The 18,033-nt window shown below is 35.7% G+C and carries 21 protein-coding genes and 2 pseudogenes; 3 read left to right on the top strand and 20 right to left on the bottom strand.

All coding sequences use genetic code 11. The features are described from left to right. Window positions 1–227: 227 nt before the first annotated feature. From ACIQZA_RS20545 to ACIQZA_RS20480, 15 genes and pseudogenes are all read right to left on the bottom strand, one after another. Window positions 228–1,286: an LLM class flavin-dependent oxidoreductase gene (locus ACIQZA_RS20545; protein WP_402883680.1), complete on the bottom strand. Its 1,059-nt coding sequence runs from the start codon at window positions 1,284–1,286 to the stop codon at window positions 228–230. A gap of 15 nt (window positions 1,287–1,301) precedes the next feature. Beyond that, window positions 1,302–2,243 (bottom strand): ring-cleaving dioxygenase, encoded by a 942-nt coding sequence (locus ACIQZA_RS20540; protein WP_402883681.1) that lies wholly within the window; start codon window positions 2,241–2,243, stop codon window positions 1,302–1,304. A gap of 52 nt (window positions 2,244–2,295) precedes the next feature. After that, entirely contained in the window at window positions 2,296–2,739 is a 444-nt protein-coding gene (locus tag ACIQZA_RS20535; RefSeq protein ID WP_402883683.1) for a MarR family winged helix-turn-helix transcriptional regulator, read from the bottom strand. 97 nt (window positions 2,740–2,836) lie between these two features. Then, window positions 2,837–3,457, bottom strand: coding sequence for a sporulation-specific diadenylate cyclase CdaS (gene cdaS, locus ACIQZA_RS20530; RefSeq protein ID WP_400936793.1), 621 nt, complete (start codon window positions 3,455–3,457; stop codon window positions 2,837–2,839). Between the two features lie 416 nt (window positions 3,458–3,873). Next, window positions 3,874–4,749: a hypothetical protein gene (locus tag ACIQZA_RS20525; protein ID WP_402883684.1), complete on the bottom strand. Its 876-nt coding sequence runs from the start codon at window positions 4,747–4,749 to the stop codon at window positions 3,874–3,876. A gap of 13 nt (window positions 4,750–4,762) precedes the next feature. Then, a complete protein-coding gene (locus ACIQZA_RS20520) occupies window positions 4,763–5,623 on the bottom strand; it encodes a hypothetical protein (RefSeq protein WP_402883686.1) in 861 nt (286 codons plus the stop codon). A 493-nt stretch (window positions 5,624–6,116) separates the two neighbouring features. Continuing rightward, window positions 6,117–6,380: a hypothetical protein gene (locus ACIQZA_RS20515; protein ID WP_403009970.1), complete on the bottom strand. Its 264-nt coding sequence runs from the start codon at window positions 6,378–6,380 to the stop codon at window positions 6,117–6,119. Between the two features lie 124 nt (window positions 6,381–6,504). Further along, window positions 6,505–6,591 (bottom strand): annotated as a pseudogene (locus ACIQZA_RS25575) (MazG nucleotide pyrophosphohydrolase domain-containing protein); the annotation flags it as partial. Window positions 6,592–6,708: 117 nt separating this feature from the next. After that, window positions 6,709–7,280 (bottom strand): annotated as a pseudogene (locus ACIQZA_RS20510) (EamA family transporter); the annotation flags it as partial. A gap of 76 nt (window positions 7,281–7,356) precedes the next feature. Next, window positions 7,357–7,656, bottom strand: coding sequence for a hypothetical protein (locus ACIQZA_RS20505; protein WP_402883687.1), 300 nt, complete (start codon window positions 7,654–7,656; stop codon window positions 7,357–7,359). A 295-nt stretch (window positions 7,657–7,951) separates the two neighbouring features. Continuing rightward, window positions 7,952–8,698: a 3-hydroxybutyrate dehydrogenase gene (locus tag ACIQZA_RS20500; RefSeq protein ID WP_402883689.1), complete on the bottom strand. Its 747-nt coding sequence runs from the start codon at window positions 8,696–8,698 to the stop codon at window positions 7,952–7,954. Further along, window positions 8,691–9,641 carry a 3-hydroxyacyl-CoA dehydrogenase family protein gene (locus ACIQZA_RS20495; protein ID WP_402883690.1) on the bottom strand — a complete coding sequence of 317 codons (951 nt, stop codon included), beginning with the start codon at window positions 9,639–9,641 and terminating at the stop codon, window positions 8,691–8,693. Before ACIQZA_RS20495 ends, ACIQZA_RS20500 begins: the two co-directional genes overlap by 8 nt. 20 nt (window positions 9,642–9,661) lie before the next feature. Beyond that, complete coding sequence (locus ACIQZA_RS20490; RefSeq protein WP_142507069.1) at window positions 9,662–10,972, bottom strand: GntP family permease; 1,311 nt, start codon at window positions 10,970–10,972, stop codon at window positions 9,662–9,664. Between the two features lie 24 nt (window positions 10,973–10,996). Beyond that, window positions 10,997–11,632: a 3-oxoacid CoA-transferase subunit B gene (locus ACIQZA_RS20485; protein ID WP_402883693.1), complete on the bottom strand. Its 636-nt coding sequence runs from the start codon at window positions 11,630–11,632 to the stop codon at window positions 10,997–10,999. Continuing rightward, window positions 11,616–12,302, bottom strand: coding sequence for a CoA transferase subunit A (locus ACIQZA_RS20480; RefSeq protein WP_400936782.1), 687 nt, complete (start codon window positions 12,300–12,302; stop codon window positions 11,616–11,618). Before ACIQZA_RS20480 ends, ACIQZA_RS20485 begins: the two co-directional genes overlap by 17 nt. 38 nt (window positions 12,303–12,340) lie before the next feature. Here ACIQZA_RS20480 and ACIQZA_RS20475 point away from each other — a divergent pair, with 38 nt between their 5' ends. Continuing rightward, window positions 12,341–12,559, top strand: coding sequence for a TetR/AcrR family transcriptional regulator (locus ACIQZA_RS20475; protein ID WP_400936779.1), 219 nt, complete (start codon window positions 12,341–12,343; stop codon window positions 12,557–12,559). Between the two features lie 258 nt (window positions 12,560–12,817). On the opposite strand, the gene ACIQZA_RS20470 is transcribed toward ACIQZA_RS20475, so the two are convergent. From ACIQZA_RS20470 to ACIQZA_RS20460, 3 genes are all read right to left on the bottom strand, one after another. Next, window positions 12,818–13,048 carry an acyl-phosphate glycerol 3-phosphate acyltransferase gene (locus tag ACIQZA_RS20470; RefSeq protein WP_132359946.1) on the bottom strand — a complete coding sequence of 77 codons (231 nt, stop codon included), beginning with the start codon at window positions 13,046–13,048 and terminating at the stop codon, window positions 12,818–12,820. Between the two features lie 266 nt (window positions 13,049–13,314). Next, entirely contained in the window at window positions 13,315–13,884 is a 570-nt protein-coding gene (locus ACIQZA_RS20465) for a DUF6434 domain-containing protein (RefSeq protein WP_400936777.1), read from the bottom strand. A 177-nt stretch (window positions 13,885–14,061) separates the two neighbouring features. Then, window positions 14,062–15,492 (bottom strand): DHA2 family efflux MFS transporter permease subunit, encoded by a 1,431-nt coding sequence (locus tag ACIQZA_RS20460; RefSeq protein ID WP_402883694.1) that lies wholly within the window; start codon window positions 15,490–15,492, stop codon window positions 14,062–14,064. A gap of 169 nt (window positions 15,493–15,661) precedes the next feature. On the opposite strand from ACIQZA_RS20460, the gene ACIQZA_RS20455 reads away from it, so the two are divergent. Then, window positions 15,662–16,195, top strand: coding sequence for a TetR/AcrR family transcriptional regulator (locus tag ACIQZA_RS20455; protein ID WP_400936773.1), 534 nt, complete (start codon window positions 15,662–15,664; stop codon window positions 16,193–16,195). 34 nt (window positions 16,196–16,229) lie between these two features. After that, window positions 16,230–16,430: a hypothetical protein gene (locus tag ACIQZA_RS20450; protein WP_402883697.1), complete on the top strand. Its 201-nt coding sequence runs from the start codon at window positions 16,230–16,232 to the stop codon at window positions 16,428–16,430. A gap of 36 nt (window positions 16,431–16,466) precedes the next feature. On the opposite strand, the gene rnz is transcribed toward ACIQZA_RS20450, so the two are convergent. Both rnz and ACIQZA_RS20440 read right to left on the bottom strand, forming a co-directional pair. After that, window positions 16,467–17,399: a ribonuclease Z gene (gene rnz / locus ACIQZA_RS20445; protein ID WP_400936770.1), complete on the bottom strand. Its 933-nt coding sequence runs from the start codon at window positions 17,397–17,399 to the stop codon at window positions 16,467–16,469. Between the two features lie 114 nt (window positions 17,400–17,513). Beyond that, window positions 17,514–18,033, bottom strand: a 520-nt coding sequence (locus ACIQZA_RS20440; RefSeq protein WP_403009967.1) for an IS3 family transposase, incomplete at its 5' end; no start/stop codon positions are given.

Raw genomic sequence — 18,033 nt, 5'->3', positions numbered from 1 at the left:
AAAAAGAGGGGTTGATTTCCGTTCCGGCTGGGCGCTTTCCTAGGGGCGTCCGATGAGCCGCTTCGCTCCGCTGAAGGGTCTCGGGCCAACACAATGTTGGTCACGAAGGCGTTATCACAGGACGTGATGCTTTAGCCTTCGTTCCTCTATCACTGATCCCAAGGAGTCGCCCAGCCTCCACTCCAATCAACCGCTTTATTAAGCAAGTATCTTATAGATATATCACTCTATTTTTTTGCAGTATATTTTCTAATTGCTGGTAAAATATCGTTCCCGATAATTTCGATATTTTTCATTAATTTATCGAATGGCACACCGCCAAAATCAATTTGTGCCATAAATCGTTGCATGCCATAGAGCTCGTATTGATACAGTAATTTTTCAATAATTTGCTCCTTACTTCCGACCATTAAGGCGTCTTTTGTATCCGGTGCTTCCGCGAATTGTTGCTTTGGATAACCTGCGCCACGAATTGCTTGGAATCCTCCATTTAAATGGGGATACATCCCTTGTAGTGCCTCTTCCGTCGTATGTGCAACGTGGAATAGGCTTGTTGTAGCAATCGGTAACTCTTTCGGATCAAAGCCACTTCTCTCCGCTGCTTCTCTGTAGGCATCTACTGATGGCTTAAAGTTCGCAGCGGGACCTCCTAATGTCGTTAGCATCATCGGAATGCCCATATAGCCTGCTTTAATAGCACTAGCAGGTGGTCCGCCAACCGCACGCCAAATTGGCAACGAGCCATTTTTAGGTTGTGGCAAAATTTGCGCATTGTGAAGTGGTGCACGGAATTGCCCTTCCCAAGTGACCAGTTCGTTGTCATTTATTTTTTTCAGTAACGCTAATTTTTCTTCAAAAATTTCTTCATAATCCTTTAAATCAATGCCTAGTAATTGATATGCGCCAACTCGAGAGCCACGCCCTGCGACTATTTCTGCACGTCCACCTGAAATTAAATCAATCGTTGCAAAATCTTCATATACACGTACTGGATCAGAGACACTTAGTACCGTCGCAGAGCTTGCTAATTTAATTTTTGATGTAGCGTGTGCGATTGCTCCTAAAACAACTGTGTGTGCCTGTGTCGTAAAGTACGATTGATGACTTTCGCCAACAGCAAAGACATCAATACCTGCTTGTTCTGCAAGCTGACTTGCTTCAATTAGCTCTTGGATTCGTTGTTGAGCTGAAATACGTTCACCTGTTAATGGATTTGGAATATGATCCCCTAATGAATATAGGCCAAATTCGATGCCTTTCGATTGATCAAAACGGTATTTATCCATGATGAATATCTCTCCTTAATCTAGCGGCTCTAAAATAGCTTCGATTTCTGCACGTCTTTCTTCTAAAAATGGTGGAAGATCAAGTTCTTTGCCAAGATCCTCTATTGCCGAATCAACTGTAAATCCTGGGCCATCTGTTGCCATTTCAAATAAAATTCCATTACGATCTCTAAAATAAAGACTTTGGAAATAATAACGATCCACAATGCCAGTACTATCAAAGCCCTGCTCCTTAATTTTAAGATCCCACTGTTGCAACTCCTCCACTGTTCCGACACGCAGTGCAAGATGATGAATACTACCACGTCCAGGTTTCTCACTCGGTCCTTCTAATTCTTGAACGACGATTTCTCCAAGCACTTCACCAGGAATGGATTGCAATACTGCTTCTTTTTCACTTTCTGTTACAACTGTGTAATTAAATAGCTCTTTTAATACGCTTACTGTCCGTTGCAAGTAACGAACTGTAATTTCAACTGTACCCATCCCTAAAATACGATGTTCTGCAGGGATATCAGAGCCGTCCCATGGTTGCCAATGAGCTGGTGTTTTATGACTATGATTGTTTAAAAGCACCATTCTTAATCCTTCATGATCCTCAAAAAACAATGCATCTTTACCTGCATAAGTTGTTATTTCACTATGTTCAATCTCTAACTGTTGAAAACGATTTTTCCAATATTGCAGACTGTCATAACTTGGCACTAGTAATCCAATACGTGTAATGGCATTTGTTCCGCGCACTGTCCGTCCTGCTACAGGCATTTCAAAAAATGTTAATTCTGTACCCGGTGCTCCTGTTAAGTCTCCATAAAACAAGTGATACATGGAAGGCGAATCTTGGTTTACTGATTTCTTTACACGACGTAAGCCGAGAAGTTTTGTGTAAAAATCATTATTACGTTTACCGTTTTTTGTTAGCATTGATATATGATGATGTCCACTTAATTTGTTCATGAATGTTTCCTCCCTGTTTTCACTTGACTAAGCAAGTGATAGTGTAAAAAAATCACGCTGGTGGTAATTTTTTATCACGACTATGCTTCTCTATTTTCGACATTAGTGTATTTAAAGTTTTCATTTCTTCTTCTGTTAATACTTCTTCAAAAAATGAAGATTGAAATTGTAGCTGACTTGGTGTTGCTGTATCAATCATCTGCTCGCCTTTAACTGTTAGTGAGATTGTTTTAGTCTTCCAATTTTGCTTACGTTCAATAAGTCCATCTTTTTCAAGACGAGTAAGCATCCTAGACATACCACCTTGCGTCACTATCACTTTCTCTGCTAATTGGGATTGCGTTAACGGTGCATATGTCTTAATTTGGATTAGGACATCAAATTGTGCAGTCGTTAAGCCAAAGCGCTTTAAAAACTCATTGGATAGCTGATTACTTTGATTTGTAAAGCGCATCATCCGAATCCACGTCACTGTTCCGAGCGTATGTTTTCGCATCGCTTCTCCCCCTCTCATTTGTCACTTTACCACGCAAGTGATGTACAAGCAAGAAAAATATCTCGAACTCAAGATATTTTTCAGTGTGAAGCTCACACTATATAATGCCATGCGTCGTAATTGGATATAAGTTTCCTTTAAAGGCAAAGGAAATTCTTCCTGTTTCTTCAGACACTATCATGACAAGCGCATCACTTACTTCACTTAACCCTAATGCTGCTCGATGCCTTGTGCCTAATTTCTTCTCCCCTGTATATCTCTCTGACAGTGGCAGTACATTTGCTGCTGATTTAATTAGATTTTGGCTTATTAAAACGGCGCCATCATGAAGTGGATTTCCAGGAAAAAAAATAGATTCTAATAAGGAATGCGTTACTTCTGCACCAATATGAATACCAGGCTGTATGATAGATGATACAGAATCCTCCCGTTCAATAACAATTAGTCCGCCGTGTCTTCTTTTAGACATATTTTGTACGCTATGCGAAAGCTCAGGATATTTTTCAGTAAACGGCGAAAGATAGCAATTCAAATAAAACGTAGCAGCCTTCATTTCAATCGTTACAAATTTCTCTTTTATTTTTTCAAAATTCCCAAGAAGACAGTTTGCATCCGTATCCATAGCTTCTACACTTTGCTGTAATGAATGAATGACCTGCAGAAGCTCTTCCTTTAATGTTTGTTTCATTGGTGAAAAATCGCAATTTGTTGGATCCATAAAAAAACACCCCGCTTTTCAAATTTAAAATGAAAAAACTCGTATTTATTTTTAGTTTCTCTCGATGGAATTATTTTATTCCCTTGAATTCAACATACACACAACATAAGTTGTAGATTGGATCCATCCATTTTCACAACTATTCAAAGAAATGTGCGCGAAGTGAAGCGTAATAAAGAAGCAGTAGCGTACTTAATATAGGCTCTAGCTCTGCTAACTGTATGGTTGTTTGCTTTCAAGTTAAAAAGCGTATTCAAATTGTAATTGAATACGCACACTAATCTTCTACTGATAAATGAATTAACTCACCATATTGCATAACCACTGATTTAAAGAATACTTAAGATGAATTGGTCTAGCATCTTTTTTTCAATGTGCAGTAAACGTCTTTAGAAAAAAGATTGATTATTCTCTCTTCAGTTACGCCAAATTCTTGCTGGATTCTTCGTCATATCACCATCTAATCTCTTCAGCTTTCCAAAATAAATTTCATCAATTTTCGCATAATGAGTTTGAACTCCGGCAAGTAATTCATCGAAATACGCTAATCGATTAGCTATAGCTATAACCGATCGATGTTCATAAACACTGTTATATTGGTTTAGAAGGTTGCTTGCAAAATCTTTTGTAATTTCCTTAACTAATTGCTTATCACTGTCATAGAATACTTTTCTATATGAAGAGATATTATTAATAATTATCTCTTTTTCTTTATCTGTCCATTTTTTCCTATTAACATATTCATTTGTATTTTTCTTAACTAATAGCGTATCACCAGCACCGCGTTCTGCACATCTTTTCTGTTTAACAAATATATTTCTATCTATTAACTTATTATCCGTATTTACCAAATACATTTCATCACTATTATAATTTAACAAATTGTCTTCTTTATTGTATTCTATGTAACTATTCATCTCTAAAAAAGACTCCATAAAAATACTCTTCAATTTTTTCAAGAAATCTTTCTTATTCTTAACTTCAAGTAAATCATCAAATAAATAATTGGCCTGAATTTTCAACGGATAATCCATATTGTCTACGCAATATAAAGTCAGTAGTGTGAATTTATTCATATCCGCAAAATCTAAAAAAAACTTCAAACGGATCCAATAGTTTGGCAATTTATTAGAGTGTTGAGTAAAATATTTAATCTCAATTTCATAATTATATTGAAGCTTTATTTCTTTAAAAAATATTTTAACAACTTCACTTTCCACTTCATTTAAAATACTTCTTAAATTTATTGGAGTTATATGTACATTTTCAATTGTATATATCCATCTATTCATATTCATATCATCCTTAAATATCTACTTCAAACACAATTGGTAAGTGGTCCGAGATTTTTTTATTAATGACTTTTTTCGTAATTTTAGTCGTCTTACTTTTCTTATCCCTCAGTAGTTGATTGCCGGATATAGTTGTAATTATTTTAAATGAATCGCCAATATATGTGTCCATCATTGCTGAGGAAAAAAGCACTTGATCTAACAGATTCCAATAAGGGTTTAAGGACGTGTCCTTATTTTCGTAATAATATGTTCCTTGAGGTGACTTTAATTTATAGGCATCCCAAGAAGCATTATAATAAAATGGAGTCTTTTTTATACCAAAATTCCTATCTGGATTATAACAAATTTCTTCCTTACTGAAAATTGCATTAAATCCTGTAGCTCCCATAATGCCTTTTTCATAAGGATTCATATTAAAGTCACCAATTGCTATAACTTTATCAACATTATAACTGTCGATAAATTCTCTATGTTGACCAGCTAAATCAAATAAGTCATCCACATTATGCGTATAACGATCTCTTAAATGTACTCCAACCACTAAAATATCTTCGTTATTAATACGATATTTACAGCTAGATAATCTTTTATCTTCATCTGAACTAACATTTTGACCATTTTGCAGGCTATCAATCAAAACTATTTTTTGGCCACTGTTAAAACGTGAAATAAATTTTTTTCCAGTTTTAATATTTAAATTACTAATTAAGTTAGCTAAACTAATAGCATTTCCTTGACCTTTATTAGAAGCATTTTGTTGAATTAATTCCGCTAATATTATTACATCTATTGATAATTCATCTACTAACTTAACAATTAAGTCAGAGCAATTTTTCTTATTAATATTCCAAAACAAAAATTTTTTCGTCATTGTATTCGTATCCATTTCATTTAGTCATTTACATTAATCAAACCCTACAACCGCAAAAGTTCCTACACCCCTGTTATTATGAATTTATTATCGGAATCGAATCACTTCCTTAGAGTGACCTTGACTCAATAACAGCTATCCAATCACCTCATTTAGTTCGAATTATTTGCAACTCTCAATAATTATGTCTTTATTTATATCTAGTAAACGCCTACCCAAATGCATTAATTTTACCATATAATCCAATATTTTTCACCTCGATAATCAAATAAAAAAGACCAAGACATTTAGTCCTGGTCAGTAAGAAAAATGTGTAGTTTATTTTACTAGGTAATAAATTTTTATTTAAACAAGCGCTTTCTGTTTATAAATTTCACCACAACTTGTACACAAGAGTTGCATCTAATAGGGTCGGTTAAATTATTTCAATGATAACTATTTCCCGTTGATTCAGCTAACTAACCGCGAATAAAATGCATCTAGCATCTTTTTTTCACTTTGTAAATGACATGACTACAAAATCCAGCCTTACATCCTTAACAACTTGATGTGAAGTAAGAATGTTTTTTGGTAAAGCACGGATTTGTATCCATTCTTGTAATTTTGTTAGATTCACTTCCCCAAACTCACAAAGAAATTCGCTGCCAAAGTATTTTTCTATAGAATAAATGTCCCAGATGGGCTTATTCGGTATTTTAGATATACTTCCCACTTCAGTTTTAAGACTACCCTCTTTCATATCAGCAAACGATTTCACTATTGTTTTATAATCCGCTTCAAGTCTCGCTTTTCTCTCACCATTGAACTTGATAAATCGTATTATGTTATCAACATTATTTTTCGAAAAGTCCTCTTCTACACTGAGATTGAAGGCCTATCCCTCCTATCTCAAGGACTCTTATAGCTCGTGCAACTTCGCCAGTTTCACCTGCTAAAAAACCAATACGAATAAAGATGTCTAACTCAGATCAGCCCCTAGACCATCTATAGGTCTATATTCCATTTGATGTTCATGTATTCTTGCTCAATAACCTGAGAACCAAATAAATGAGCCCTACTTTCAAGTTCACAAAAGTTATTCCTTCTTAATTAGCTTTTTTTAGACGTAATTTCGCATTTTGCTTCCAGTTCCAAACCCTAATGCGATGGCAGCGCCAATACAGCTAGAAAAACAACCAGCAAACAAATACAATGATGGATTTGACTCACCGATTACAACGGAAGCTATTCCTCCAATTGCCGGGAAAAGTGCAACCATATAACCACTTTGAGAACCTCCAATTTTCTCCACTAGTTTCAAATAGAATAACCAATGCTGCAAAAGACAAGGTTAAATATAATAACGCAGATAGGCATGAAACCGATGTTGGAAGTATAAATTCTTGTTCTTGAAATAATACAATTACTCCCATCAATATACTGCCTACTGTAAATCCAATTGCATTTGCATAGATAGGATTCACCTTGTGACTTGCATTTCGTGCTGAGCTGGCATCACCTACTGCTGTAAAAAGCGTGCCTAAGATCGCAATCATAATTCCTTTTATGTCATTGGACCCCTGAAAGTTGTACAAATTCGGATATCGGATAGATGAGAATACATACGCCTAATACACCAAAAATTCCCCCAATCAACGCGTGAATGTAACTTTTCCTTGGAAGCTTCAAATACTTTGTTTTTACGGTATCTATGTCTCTTTCAAGAAAATTCTTCTTGCGTTAGATTTATCCCATTAAGGAGATGCTGTGGGCTTTTTACGCACTTGATTGACTTTATAAGTGTGACTATGCCTTTGATAATACATATACAATTGATCATTACGTTTAATGGTATTTGGATTAATCCCTTTTCCTTGAGGGTCAACTTGTTTCGAATGCTCCCGAATAGCTTGATAGGTTACTTGAATCCCTTGTTCCACGAGAAAATCAATTGTATCCATACCAAGGGAAACAGAACGTTCCTTCGCTTCATCCCAATCAATTGACCAGGATTTATATATGAGAAAATTAAAAAGTATCACCGAATCAACCATAAATTTTCCTTAAATAAAATAAAGCATAAACTTTCCAAACGGAAAATTTATGCTTTACGTCACAACCTTTCAAGCAAATGTGTCGAGCTAAATATGCTGAGGAACTCGTTGTGTGGATAATATTGCCGAATACAATTTCATCAATCTGTGTTGGAATTTCACCCCTGAACGCTGCAAGGCTTCTTTTACAACAGCAACGCCAAGATCAATATCTGTGTGTTAATGCACCTCCAAAATTACCAAATGCTGTTCTACTACCATTTACAATATATACAGACATGGTCAATCCCCCTTTTTACATCCCACCTGAAACATTCAATGCTTCACCCGTTATCCCCGTTGCTTGCTTCGAAGAAATAAAGAATACACTATCTGCAATTTCTTGTGCTGTAATAAAACGTTGCATCGCTTGCTTTGGATAGACAATTTCATTTAATGCCTCATTTTCCGACATGCCTCTACTTTCTTCAAGATCTTTTAATTGTTTTATAAGTAATGGTGTTTTCACAGGACCAGGTAAAACAGCATTCACAGTAATTCCATGCATTGCACCTTCTAGTGCTGCTACACGTGTCAAGCCAATGACACCATGCTTCGCTGCGACATATGCAACTTTTTCAGGTGTAGCCATTTCACCATGAACCGATGATATATTAACGATACGCCCATGTTGTTGCTTTTTCATATAGGGGAACACATACTTAGTCATTAAGAATGGTCCTTTTAACATGACATTTTGAAGCAAGTCCCACTTATCTTCTGGAAAATCTTCAATTTTAGCACGGTATTGTATACCAGCATTATTCACAAGAACATGCAGTTCATGCTTTCTGCAAATGGTATCAATTACATGTTGGACAGAAACTGCATTTGAAACATCTAACTCAATTGCCTCGACCTTGCCTGGATATAAATCTGCCACTGCTTGAGCTGCTTCTAACTTTAAATCTGTAGCAAATACATAATCCCCTTCCTCAACAAACTTTTTCACCATCGCTGCCCCTAAACCGCCTCCTGCACCTGTCACTAAAATATTACGCATGCTCAATCTCCATTTTATCGAATGTTTTTAGTTGTTGAATTAATGAACGATCACGCTCTATTACGTATTCATCTAAGCTTTGCCCTGGATAGTCAAAAAAGCCTTTCGAAGATTTGACACCTAAATTACCTTGATCGATTTTATCTTTTATTACGCTAAACGAACGCACATTCGTTTCAATCTCTGGTTGTAATTGTCCTAATACAATATCCCAAATATCTAACCCACCAAAATCAATAATTTTCAGTAAACCACTTGACGAAAATCGGAATCCAGGTCCTGCAAAGATGGCCCTTTCTAAATCTCGCTCTGAGACAACACCATCTTCTAACAATGACAATGCTTCACGTGCTAATGCTACTTGGATACGATTGGCTACAAGACCTGGCACCTCTCGTCGAACTTCAATTGTAACCTTCCTCATTTTTTTCATAAACGCATTAACTTCATCATAGGTCTCTTGCTTCGTATCAGGCCCTTTTAGAAGCTCCACAAGTGGAACAATATGCGCTGGATTAAAAAAATGTGTTAGCATCACTTTATCCTTATGTTTTTCTACATTACGACTGATTTCTGATAGTTTTAAACTTGAAGTATTAGATGTTAAAATTACATTTTCCCCGCAAATTTCATCTAGTTGCCTGAAAATTTCCTGTTTGAGTTCAAGGTTTTCTGTTGCAGATTCAATTACCAAATCACATCCAGCAACACCTTCGATTTTTGTAGTAAAGGTTAACCGATTTGTAATTGTCTCATCTGAATCGCCAAACAATGTCCCTTCCTCACGAAAAATTTTTAAATAAGTTTTTAATTTTTCACCTGCTAATTGCAAAGATTCCTCCTTAATATCTTGTAAAACAACGGGCATTCCATTCGTGATAAATTGTAACGCTATCCCAAATCCCATTGTTCCAGCTCCAATAACTCCAACCTTTTGAATCATACTTACTTCCCCCTTAGGCATTAGTATAATAAAACCGTAGCAATCAACATTGGAATACTTGCAATTAAAGGCGCAATAACCGAAACAACGAAGATATGTTTATAGGCGTCTTTATGCGTTAACTTTGAAGCAACTAATATTGTAATGACAGCACCATTATGCGGTAATGAATCAAGTCCTCCCGAGGCAACTGCCATTACCCTATGCATGGCATCCGGATTTAATCCTAGATTTAGATAAGTTGATGATAGCGCTTCCATTGCAATCCCTAAACCACCACTTGAAGACCCCGTGATGCCTGCAAGTGCCGTTGTTGCTAAGAAAAGCGAAATTAGGGGACTACCTGGAATTTGTGTCATAGCTTCATTGAAAAGACTGAAACCTGTTGTAATTGCAATGACAGAGCCATAACCAACGTCTGCACTCGTATTAACAATTGGTAGTATGGCTGATACTGCACCTTCATTTAGTGTATTTTTCTTTATTTCAATATAATTCCAGAATAATATAGTTGTTAATACTACAACACCCATTAATGTATAAGTAATATCAATTTTGAAAACATTCAGTATCACTAGTAAAGCAATTGGGGGAACTAAACTCACAACAATATTTGGTAATGGACGACCTTCATAGAGATCCTTAATTCCTTCTTGACCATCTTTTTCTGGGTTTGTCATATTTGCATAAGTTTCCTTACGTTGTTCTGAACGTTTTAACGCGAACTTCATATACCATAGGTTAATCGCAATAACGAACACCGCTGCAATAATACCTAGTAAAGGTGCCGCTGTAACGGTTGTCCCAAGGTACTTTGTCGGGATAATGTTCTGTACAGAAGGTGTCCCTGGCAACATGGTCATCGTGAATGTCCCAATGCCTGTAAAGAACGGTGCCATGAATAGATGCCACGGAATATCTAGCTCTTTGAATAATGGTCTTGCGATCGGTAATACTGCAAAAACTACTACGAATAAGCTTATCCCACCATACGTTAAAAACGCACAAATGACCATAATTGCTACTAACACTTTGTATTTGCTATTCTTACCAATAATCAACAATAAGAGATTAGCAATTTGACGAGCTGCACCACTATCATCCATTAGCTTTCCAAACATAGATGCAAATAAAAAAATCAGGAAATATTTCTGAACATAACCTATAAATCCTGTCATGTACGTATCTTGGAACGTCTCTAAAATCGGAAATCCATTCGTTACCATTACAAATAAACTCACAGCAGGAGCGATGATGATAATACTAAATCCCCTTAAAGCTAATACGATTAAAAGAATTAATGAAATCACAATCGTAATTAAACTCCACATCTACTGTTCCCTCCTGATAGTTGTTTATTTTTGTCTCAACGGTAAACCAATTCGCCTTTTTAATTCTTCAAATGTCAAATCTCCATAAATATCATCTATGAAAATCTCATCATCTTGGAAAATAAAATTTGCATACTCCGTTACAAATTGATTAACATGTCGTTCACCACTTGAATCAAGCGTTAACGATTCTACTAACTTAGGAGTTCCATCTTTTTTAAAAAGAGTACTAGCTACAATTACTTTCTTTGCTCCAGCGACTAAATCCATTGCACCTCCAACACCTAAAATTGGTTGATCCGGTACAGACCAGTTTGCGATCTCACCATAACGGTCAACCTCAAGTGTTCCTAAAACAGCTACGTCTATGTGTTTTCCTCTAATCATTGCAAACGATAATGCGCTATCAAAAAATGACGCTTCGGGTGTAATTGTTACGGGATGTTTCCCTGCATCAATTAAATCTATATCTATTTCATCCATGAGTGGTGATGGACCCATGCCTAGTAGCCCATTTTCAGTTTGCAAATATACTTTTTTATCTGCAATATATTTAGAAACAAGTGTTGGAATTCCTACCCCCAGATTCACTACGTCCCCATCTTTTAGCTCAAATGCAATACGCTTTGCAATTATTTCTCGACTATTTAATGTCAACATAAGTACCTCCCTGTTTGATGTATTTACTTTCAACTATGAAATCTACAAAGATGTGTGGTGTTACAATTTCTTCAGGATTTAGCTCACCAATTTCAACGATTTCATCTACTTCAGCAATAACTACCTCTGCAGCAGTTGCCATTAGAGGATTAAAATTCCTTGCAGTTGTGTGGTACACTAAATTTCCTGCTTTATCGGCTTTCGATGCTTTAATAAGTGCTATATCCCCTTTAATTGCCTTCTCAAATAAATAACGAACCCCATCAATTTCGCGAACTTCTTTGCCTTCGGCTAATCGTGTCCCAACAGCTGTTGGTGTATAAAAACCACCTATTCCAGCACCACCGCAACGAATTGCTTCTGCTAACGTCCCTTGTGGCATTAAATCAATCTCCAATTTTCCAATTGACCAAGCCATAACAGCTTCTTTGTTAATTGTAAAAAAAGAACCAATCGCTTTAGCAATTTTCCTTGCCTCGAACACTTTATGAAGCCCTTTGCCGTCATCACCTAAGTTATTACTAACAATCTCATAATTTCCTGCCTCGAACTTTGCTACAGCATCTAATAATGTTAACGGCGTTCCTGAAATACCAAATCCTCCAACTAATAAACGCATATTATCCTTAAATAATGATTCCAACTCTTCAGAACTTCTTAATTTTCCCATTTTAAAACACCTCCATACATTAGATTGTGGTCTATATTATGAATGTAGCGCTCGAAATATTTAAAAGTCTTGGGTATGATAATGTTTCTGTGGATCGAATTACCAAGGAGAGTAAAACAACTAAGGGGTCTTTCTATCAAAACTTTTCTTCTAAATCAAGTATTTTCATGATGCGCTTTAAGAAAATGAATGAACATTATGTACAATCTATGAGGATAATGAGCACACTTTTTTCACAAATGAAAATCGTAAGTTGAACGTAATTCTTCGACAAAATATTGAAGAAGATAACTTATTTTTTTCCTAGAAATTGTACAAAGTTTAATGGGGGCCTTTTTCTAAATTAGAGGATTTAGGGGAAACACTTGTCAAGCAGCTCATCATGTGCCTTCGTTTATCAATGAGTTTTGACTTCTAATATCAGCAATAACTTTAACAATATGACAATAAAGACTTCAAAGAAAAAAACACGTGTATCCATTAGATAAACTAAAGAATACACGTGTTGTTATTACTTACATTTGTCCAGAACGAATTTTCTTGACGATACTGAATGTTGTGTAGGCAGCAGCCGGTGCAAGCACTACAATAAAAATAAGCCAAACCGTTAAGTTGTCCGTCGCTTTTAATGTGTCATAATTTGAGATAACAAACATAATTAGTCCAAATAGTAATAAATAGCTCAGCACATTGGGAAAAATAACGATTAAACGCAATAGTGCTGGTGGCATCTTTTGCTGATTCATATAAAACCACTCCCCTTTAATCAATTATACAAAAATTAACTATTAATCGCATTATAATTCTTCTATACTCCAAATTCCCATTCTAACTATTACTACTTTTCTTTTAACTTGAAAGGTAGAGACTACTTAATCATATGGCTGTTTTCTTACATAAATTGTTGCTACCTACTAATAGAGCAATTTACAATGAGGTATTGGTTTCGCTGGCTTGTAAATAGAAAACAAATGCTAAATTCCACTCGTTGAAAATTACCTCAATTATAAGACTAATTTTCAGGTATATATTTGTTACTCCCAGGGAGTTTCTTCATTTTATTCCAAGCTTCAATCGCTTCTGCACGACTTTTCCCTTTATTTTTTGAATCAGAGAAAAAGTCACGAATGAATTGATTGTATTCAAACTGAGGTGGAATTTTCTTCTGGTGTGATGGGTCTTTTTTGCGTTTTTCTTCTTCATACCAAGCATCCACAACATCACGATACATTTTTCCAATATTGTTTTTAATGTAGTTTTGGATATAGGTAGAAAAATGAAACTTTGGAATTACCGTCTTGAAAAATGCTCTCACATCTTGACTACAACGATGATTTTCCGTAATGACTGTATCAAGACTTAATTCACTGTTAGTTCGAGGTTTATTATTTGCCTTTGAATTTCTTTGTGGTTTTTTTATCTTTCCTGTCCGAAGAAAAGTTTCAATTCTATCAGAAATCTCGATCTTAGAGCCCGACGCGCTTATTCCATTATCTCTACAAAATGATTGTAATTCTTCTTTTAACCAATAAAAATCCATAAAATCTTGACTACTAATTTCTTTTGTAAGCATAGGTCTCATGCATAACACTCCTTATATGTACACATCCATATTATAGAACATTTGCTCTTTAGTGTAAGCAAATTTTTATTAAAAGCAGCAACAAACTTTACGAAAACAGCCAATTGTAAAAACATAGAGCCTTGCTACAGTTTATTGTAGTAAGGCTCTTAAAGTTGTTCTTTGAATGCTTAATCATTATGCTTGTTGTTTAAACTTATTTTTAGATGGAACAAATAGAGTTAATACAAATGCAATGATTGCTAAGATTGTCATGAAATAATAGGCATCACTTGAACCTAAGATTGAAGCAAGTGTACGAATACCTTCAGTCGTAGCATCTGGTGTCTCTACTAGCAATGTTTTCGCATGGTTTGTCGTTTGTGCTGTGAAAATTGTAATAACGACAGCAGATCCAATTGCGCCTGCGATTTGACGTAATGTATTATTCACTGCTGTACCATGTGTGACAAGTGTTTTCGGTAAGGCATTCAAACCAGCTGTATTCAATGGCATTGTGATAAAACTCAACCCTATACGTAGAAAAATAGTACGTATCATTATAAAGCTATAGGTTGTTGTTTCTGATAAATCCGTTACAACCCACATTGAAGGAATGACAAAAATCAAACCGATAATAAATAACGGCTTTGCTCCAAAGCGGTCATACATTTTTCCTGTCACTGGAGACATAAAGGCATTTACAAGTGCACCCGGTAATAATAATAAACCGGCATCTAAAGCTGTAAACCCTCTTCCGTTTTGTAAATATATTGGTAATAAAATCATATCCGCATACATCATCATTGTAACAATAATGTTGATGATGGACGTGAGCGTAAATAACTTATTGTTAAAAACGGATAAGTTAAGAAGTGGATCAGATGATTTAATTTGTCGAAGACAAAACATTGCTGTAATCATTATCCCTACAAGTATAGAAGCAATTACAACTTTATCATCCCAACCATGGCTTCCTGCATTACTAAATCCATACAAAATAAGACCAAAGCCAATTGTTGATAAAATAACGCTGATACCATCTAACTTTGCTTTTGCGGTTTCTGAAACATTATTTAAATATTTCATTGCCATAAATAGAATGATCACGACAAATGGAATGATGCCGATAAATAACCAACGCCAAGAATAATTATCTATTACAAAACCTGCTAATGTTGGTGCAATAGCTGGAGCGAAAATCATAGCTAGCCCAATTAACCCCATCATACTACCTCTTTTTTCAGGAGGGAAAATAAACATCACGATACTCATTAGCAACGGCATAATAATTCCCGCCCCTATTGCTTGAATCATACGACCTATTAGTAAAGTGGTGAAGTTCGGAGCTATTGCACAAAAAATAGAGCCTACTAATAAAAACAGCATTGAACTTATAAATAATTGGCGTGTTGAGAAGCGTTTCATTAAGTATGCTGTAATAGGGACTAGCACCCCGTTTACTAACATAAAACCAGTAGCTAACCACTGAACGGTTGTCGCAGAAACAGAAAATACGTCCATTAAATTACTTAATGCAACGTTTAACAGCGTTTGATTTAGTGTAGATAAAAAACACCCGAAAATTAAAACTGTTAATAGTACTTTTTTATTGATCGATTCCGACATTACATTCTTCCTCTTTCTACTTGTTTTATTAACACTATGTCAATAAAATAGATAATAACACGTTTATTTTTTGATTCCTATTTACAATTTTTCAAGAAGTGTCAATTAAACAACAAAGTTAAAAATACTATTCATTAAATTTGTATTTAATAGATAAAGGAGAATTAAATTGACCACACAAAAAAAGCAAGACCCACGAGCTATTCGCTCTAAACGGGTATTTAAAGAAGCTGTCGTAGATATATTAATCGAAAACCCAGATATTTCGAAACTTACAGTACAAAAAATAGCCCAACGTGCAGAGCTAAATCGAGCAACTTTTTATTTACATTTTATAGATATTAATGATTTATTAAAGCAAGTAGTTTACGATATGTTCGACGACTTGTTGTCGGAAATGTCTCCTTCTTTACAAATTGATAATTTAAATAATCAAGAACAATTAATTACATTTTTAGATTACTTTTATAAGCACAGAAAAATTTTAGCTGTTCTATTTGAGCACCCTGGTTTCATAAAAAAAATGCATAGGACATTAAAGGATTTGATTGTCATACAACGTAAAAGTGAAGGTGCTGATAGTACTCTATCGATGGATATTCTCGCATCTTCAATACTTGGCATTATCATGTGGTGGCTCAGAAACGGGGTTCACTTTAGCTCCGAATATATAGCCAGTCAAATTATTGAATTATATCGATAATTATTCGTACTAATAAATGGGTGACCTCAAAATATTGGGTGTATTTCGCTATGAAAACATTTGTTGCTGGCGCTTCGCTTTCGCACAGAAAAACATTTGTTGCTGGCGCTTCGCTTTCGCACAGAAAAAACATTTGTTGCTGGCGCTTCGCTTTCGCACAGAAAAACATTTGTTGCTGGCGCTTCGCTTTCGCACAGTAAAAACATTCGCTGAAAAAGATGAAAGTACCCTTTAAATGAAACGTCATCTAAAGGGTACTTTATGTTTTTGCTTAAGTTAATTTGTTGTTATTCCAAGAGAATACAGATTGATCGGATGTCAGGAAGGTTTGTGGGAAAACCTCCTGTGCATCTGCTAAAAATTTTGGTAAATCATGTGGTAAAAAGCGGGCACTTAAATGGTTTAGCAATAAATAGTTCGCTCCTGCCTGTTGTGCCACCTTGGCCGCTTCGACATTTGTAGAGTGTCCGTAGTTCGCTGCTAAATCTGTCGTAGTACCATCAAAGGTCGCTTCATGAATCACAATATCTGCTCCATTAGCTAATGAAACAGCCTCTGGACAGTATTTAGTATCTCCTAAAATAGTGAGCGTAAAGCCTTTTTTAGATGGGGCGACAACATCTTTCGCATATACAACGGTGCCATCCGCTAGCTCAATATCTTTCCCTGCTTTTAATTGTCCTAGTAAAGGACCTTTTGGGACACCAAGGGCCTGTGCTTTTTCCATTAATAGTTCGCCAGGTAAATCCTTCTGCTCAATACGGTAGCCATAGCATGGAACTACATGTCGCAATTCACTTGCACTTACTGTAAAATGTTCATCTTCATAAATAATACCTTCATGAACTTCAACAAATTGTAATGGATATGTTAAATGCGTCTTTGACAAGGCTAAAGTTTGCTCAATCCATTGCTGTAAACCTTGTGGGCCAAATATCGTTAATGGCTCGTCCCCGCCTTGAAATGAACGAGAGCTTAAAAAGCCAGGTAAGCCAAAAATATGGTCACCGTGTAAATGTGTAATAAATATTTTCGTTACTTTACGTGGCTTTAATGATGTATGCAAAATTTGATGTTGGGTCGCCTCCCCACAATCAAAAAGCCACATTTCCCCCACTTCATCCAAAAGCTTTACCATTAGGGCACTTGTATTTCGTTCCTTTGAAGGCATTCCTGCGCCTGTTCCTAAAAAATGTAGTTGCACATATGCCACCTCACTTCTATTTCTATATCGCTTTATTGTACCCTATCGCTTCCAATAAAAAAAACCTTTGGTCTGTTTTGAAGTGACCCCTAAAAGTTAGACACGGTTATTTCATTAGGCAGCTTGGGTAAATTGAGTTCGGTATTGCACCGGACTCATTTTTAATTTTGCCTTGATCCGTTTCGTATTATAGTAATTTATATATTTTTCTAATTCTATTTTAAAATGCTCTATACTTTCAAATTCCCTCATGTAAAGGAATTCAGATTTCATAATTCCAAAGAAATTCTCCATGACAGAGTTGTCGTAACAGTTTCCTTTACGAGACATACTTTGAACAATCCCTCTTGATTCTAAGGCGCGACGATATTTATTCATTTGATAATGCCAGCCTTGATCAGAATGCATGAGTAACTGGTGGTGCTCAGGTAAAAGTTCGAGTGCTTTGTCCAACATGTCTGAAACAAGTGAATAGGTTGGTCTAGAGCCAATTGTATACGTGATAATTTCCCCGTTAAATAAATCTAAAACTGGCGATAAATAAAGTTTCTCACCGAACAATTTAAATTCCGTAATATCTGTCACCCATTTTTCATTTGGGGCATCTGCTTTAAAATTGCGGTCTAAAATATTT

The organism is Lysinibacillus sp. NPDC096382 (genome assembly GCF_044762845.1).
Lineage (GTDB): Bacteria > Bacillota > Bacilli > Bacillales_A > Planococcaceae > Lysinibacillus.
The sequence above is the reverse complement of the archived record's forward strand: the minus strand, read 5'-3'. Positions and strand labels throughout refer to the sequence as shown.

What these genes read in the sequence shown, in the direction of transcription:
- cdaS (WP_400936793.1), bottom strand. Translation starts at nt 3,457, where the DNA reads ATGGATCCAACAAATTGCGATTTTTCACCAATGAAACAAACATTAAAG.
- ACIQZA_RS20460 (WP_402883694.1), bottom strand. Translation starts at nt 15,492, where the DNA reads ATGTCGGAATCGATCAATAAAAAAGTACTATTAACAGTTTTAATTTTC.
- ACIQZA_RS20540 (WP_402883681.1), bottom strand. Translation starts at nt 2,243, where the DNA reads ATGAACAAATTAAGTGGACATCATCATATATCAATGCTAACAAAAAAC.
- ACIQZA_RS20525 (WP_402883684.1), bottom strand. Translation starts at nt 4,749, where the DNA reads ATGAATAGATGGATATATACAATTGAAAATGTACATATAACTCCAATA.
- ACIQZA_RS20545 (WP_402883680.1), bottom strand. Translation starts at nt 1,286, where the DNA reads ATGGATAAATACCGTTTTGATCAATCGAAAGGCATCGAATTTGGCCTA.
- ACIQZA_RS20535 (WP_402883683.1), bottom strand. Translation starts at nt 2,739, where the DNA reads ATGCGAAAACATACGCTCGGAACAGTGACGTGGATTCGGATGATGCGC.
- ACIQZA_RS20480 (WP_400936782.1), bottom strand. Translation starts at nt 12,302, where the DNA reads ATGGGAAAATTAAGAAGTTCTGAAGAGTTGGAATCATTATTTAAGGAT.
- ACIQZA_RS20470 (WP_132359946.1), bottom strand. Translation starts at nt 13,048, where the DNA reads ATGAATCAGCAAAAGATGCCACCAGCACTATTGCGTTTAATCGTTATT.
- ACIQZA_RS20520 (WP_402883686.1), bottom strand. Translation starts at nt 5,623, where the DNA reads ATGACGAAAAAATTTTTGTTTTGGAATATTAATAAGAAAAATTGCTCT.
- ACIQZA_RS20475 (WP_400936779.1), top strand. Translation starts at nt 12,341, where the DNA reads ATGAATGTAGCGCTCGAAATATTTAAAAGTCTTGGGTATGATAATGTT.
- ACIQZA_RS20465 (WP_400936777.1), bottom strand. Translation starts at nt 13,884, where the DNA reads ATGAGACCTATGCTTACAAAAGAAATTAGTAGTCAAGATTTTATGGAT.
- ACIQZA_RS20505 (WP_402883687.1), bottom strand. Translation starts at nt 7,656, where the DNA reads ATGGTTGATTCGGTGATACTTTTTAATTTTCTCATATATAAATCCTGG.
- ACIQZA_RS20485 (WP_402883693.1), bottom strand. Translation starts at nt 11,632, where the DNA reads ATGTTGACATTAAATAGTCGAGAAATAATTGCAAAGCGTATTGCATTT.
- ACIQZA_RS20500 (WP_402883689.1), bottom strand. Translation starts at nt 8,698, where the DNA reads ATGCGTAATATTTTAGTGACAGGTGCAGGAGGCGGTTTAGGGGCAGCG.
- ACIQZA_RS20490 (WP_142507069.1), bottom strand. Translation starts at nt 10,972, where the DNA reads ATGTGGAGTTTAATTACGATTGTGATTTCATTAATTCTTTTAATCGTA.
- ACIQZA_RS20495 (WP_402883690.1), bottom strand. Translation starts at nt 9,641, where the DNA reads ATGATTCAAAAGGTTGGAGTTATTGGAGCTGGAACAATGGGATTTGGG.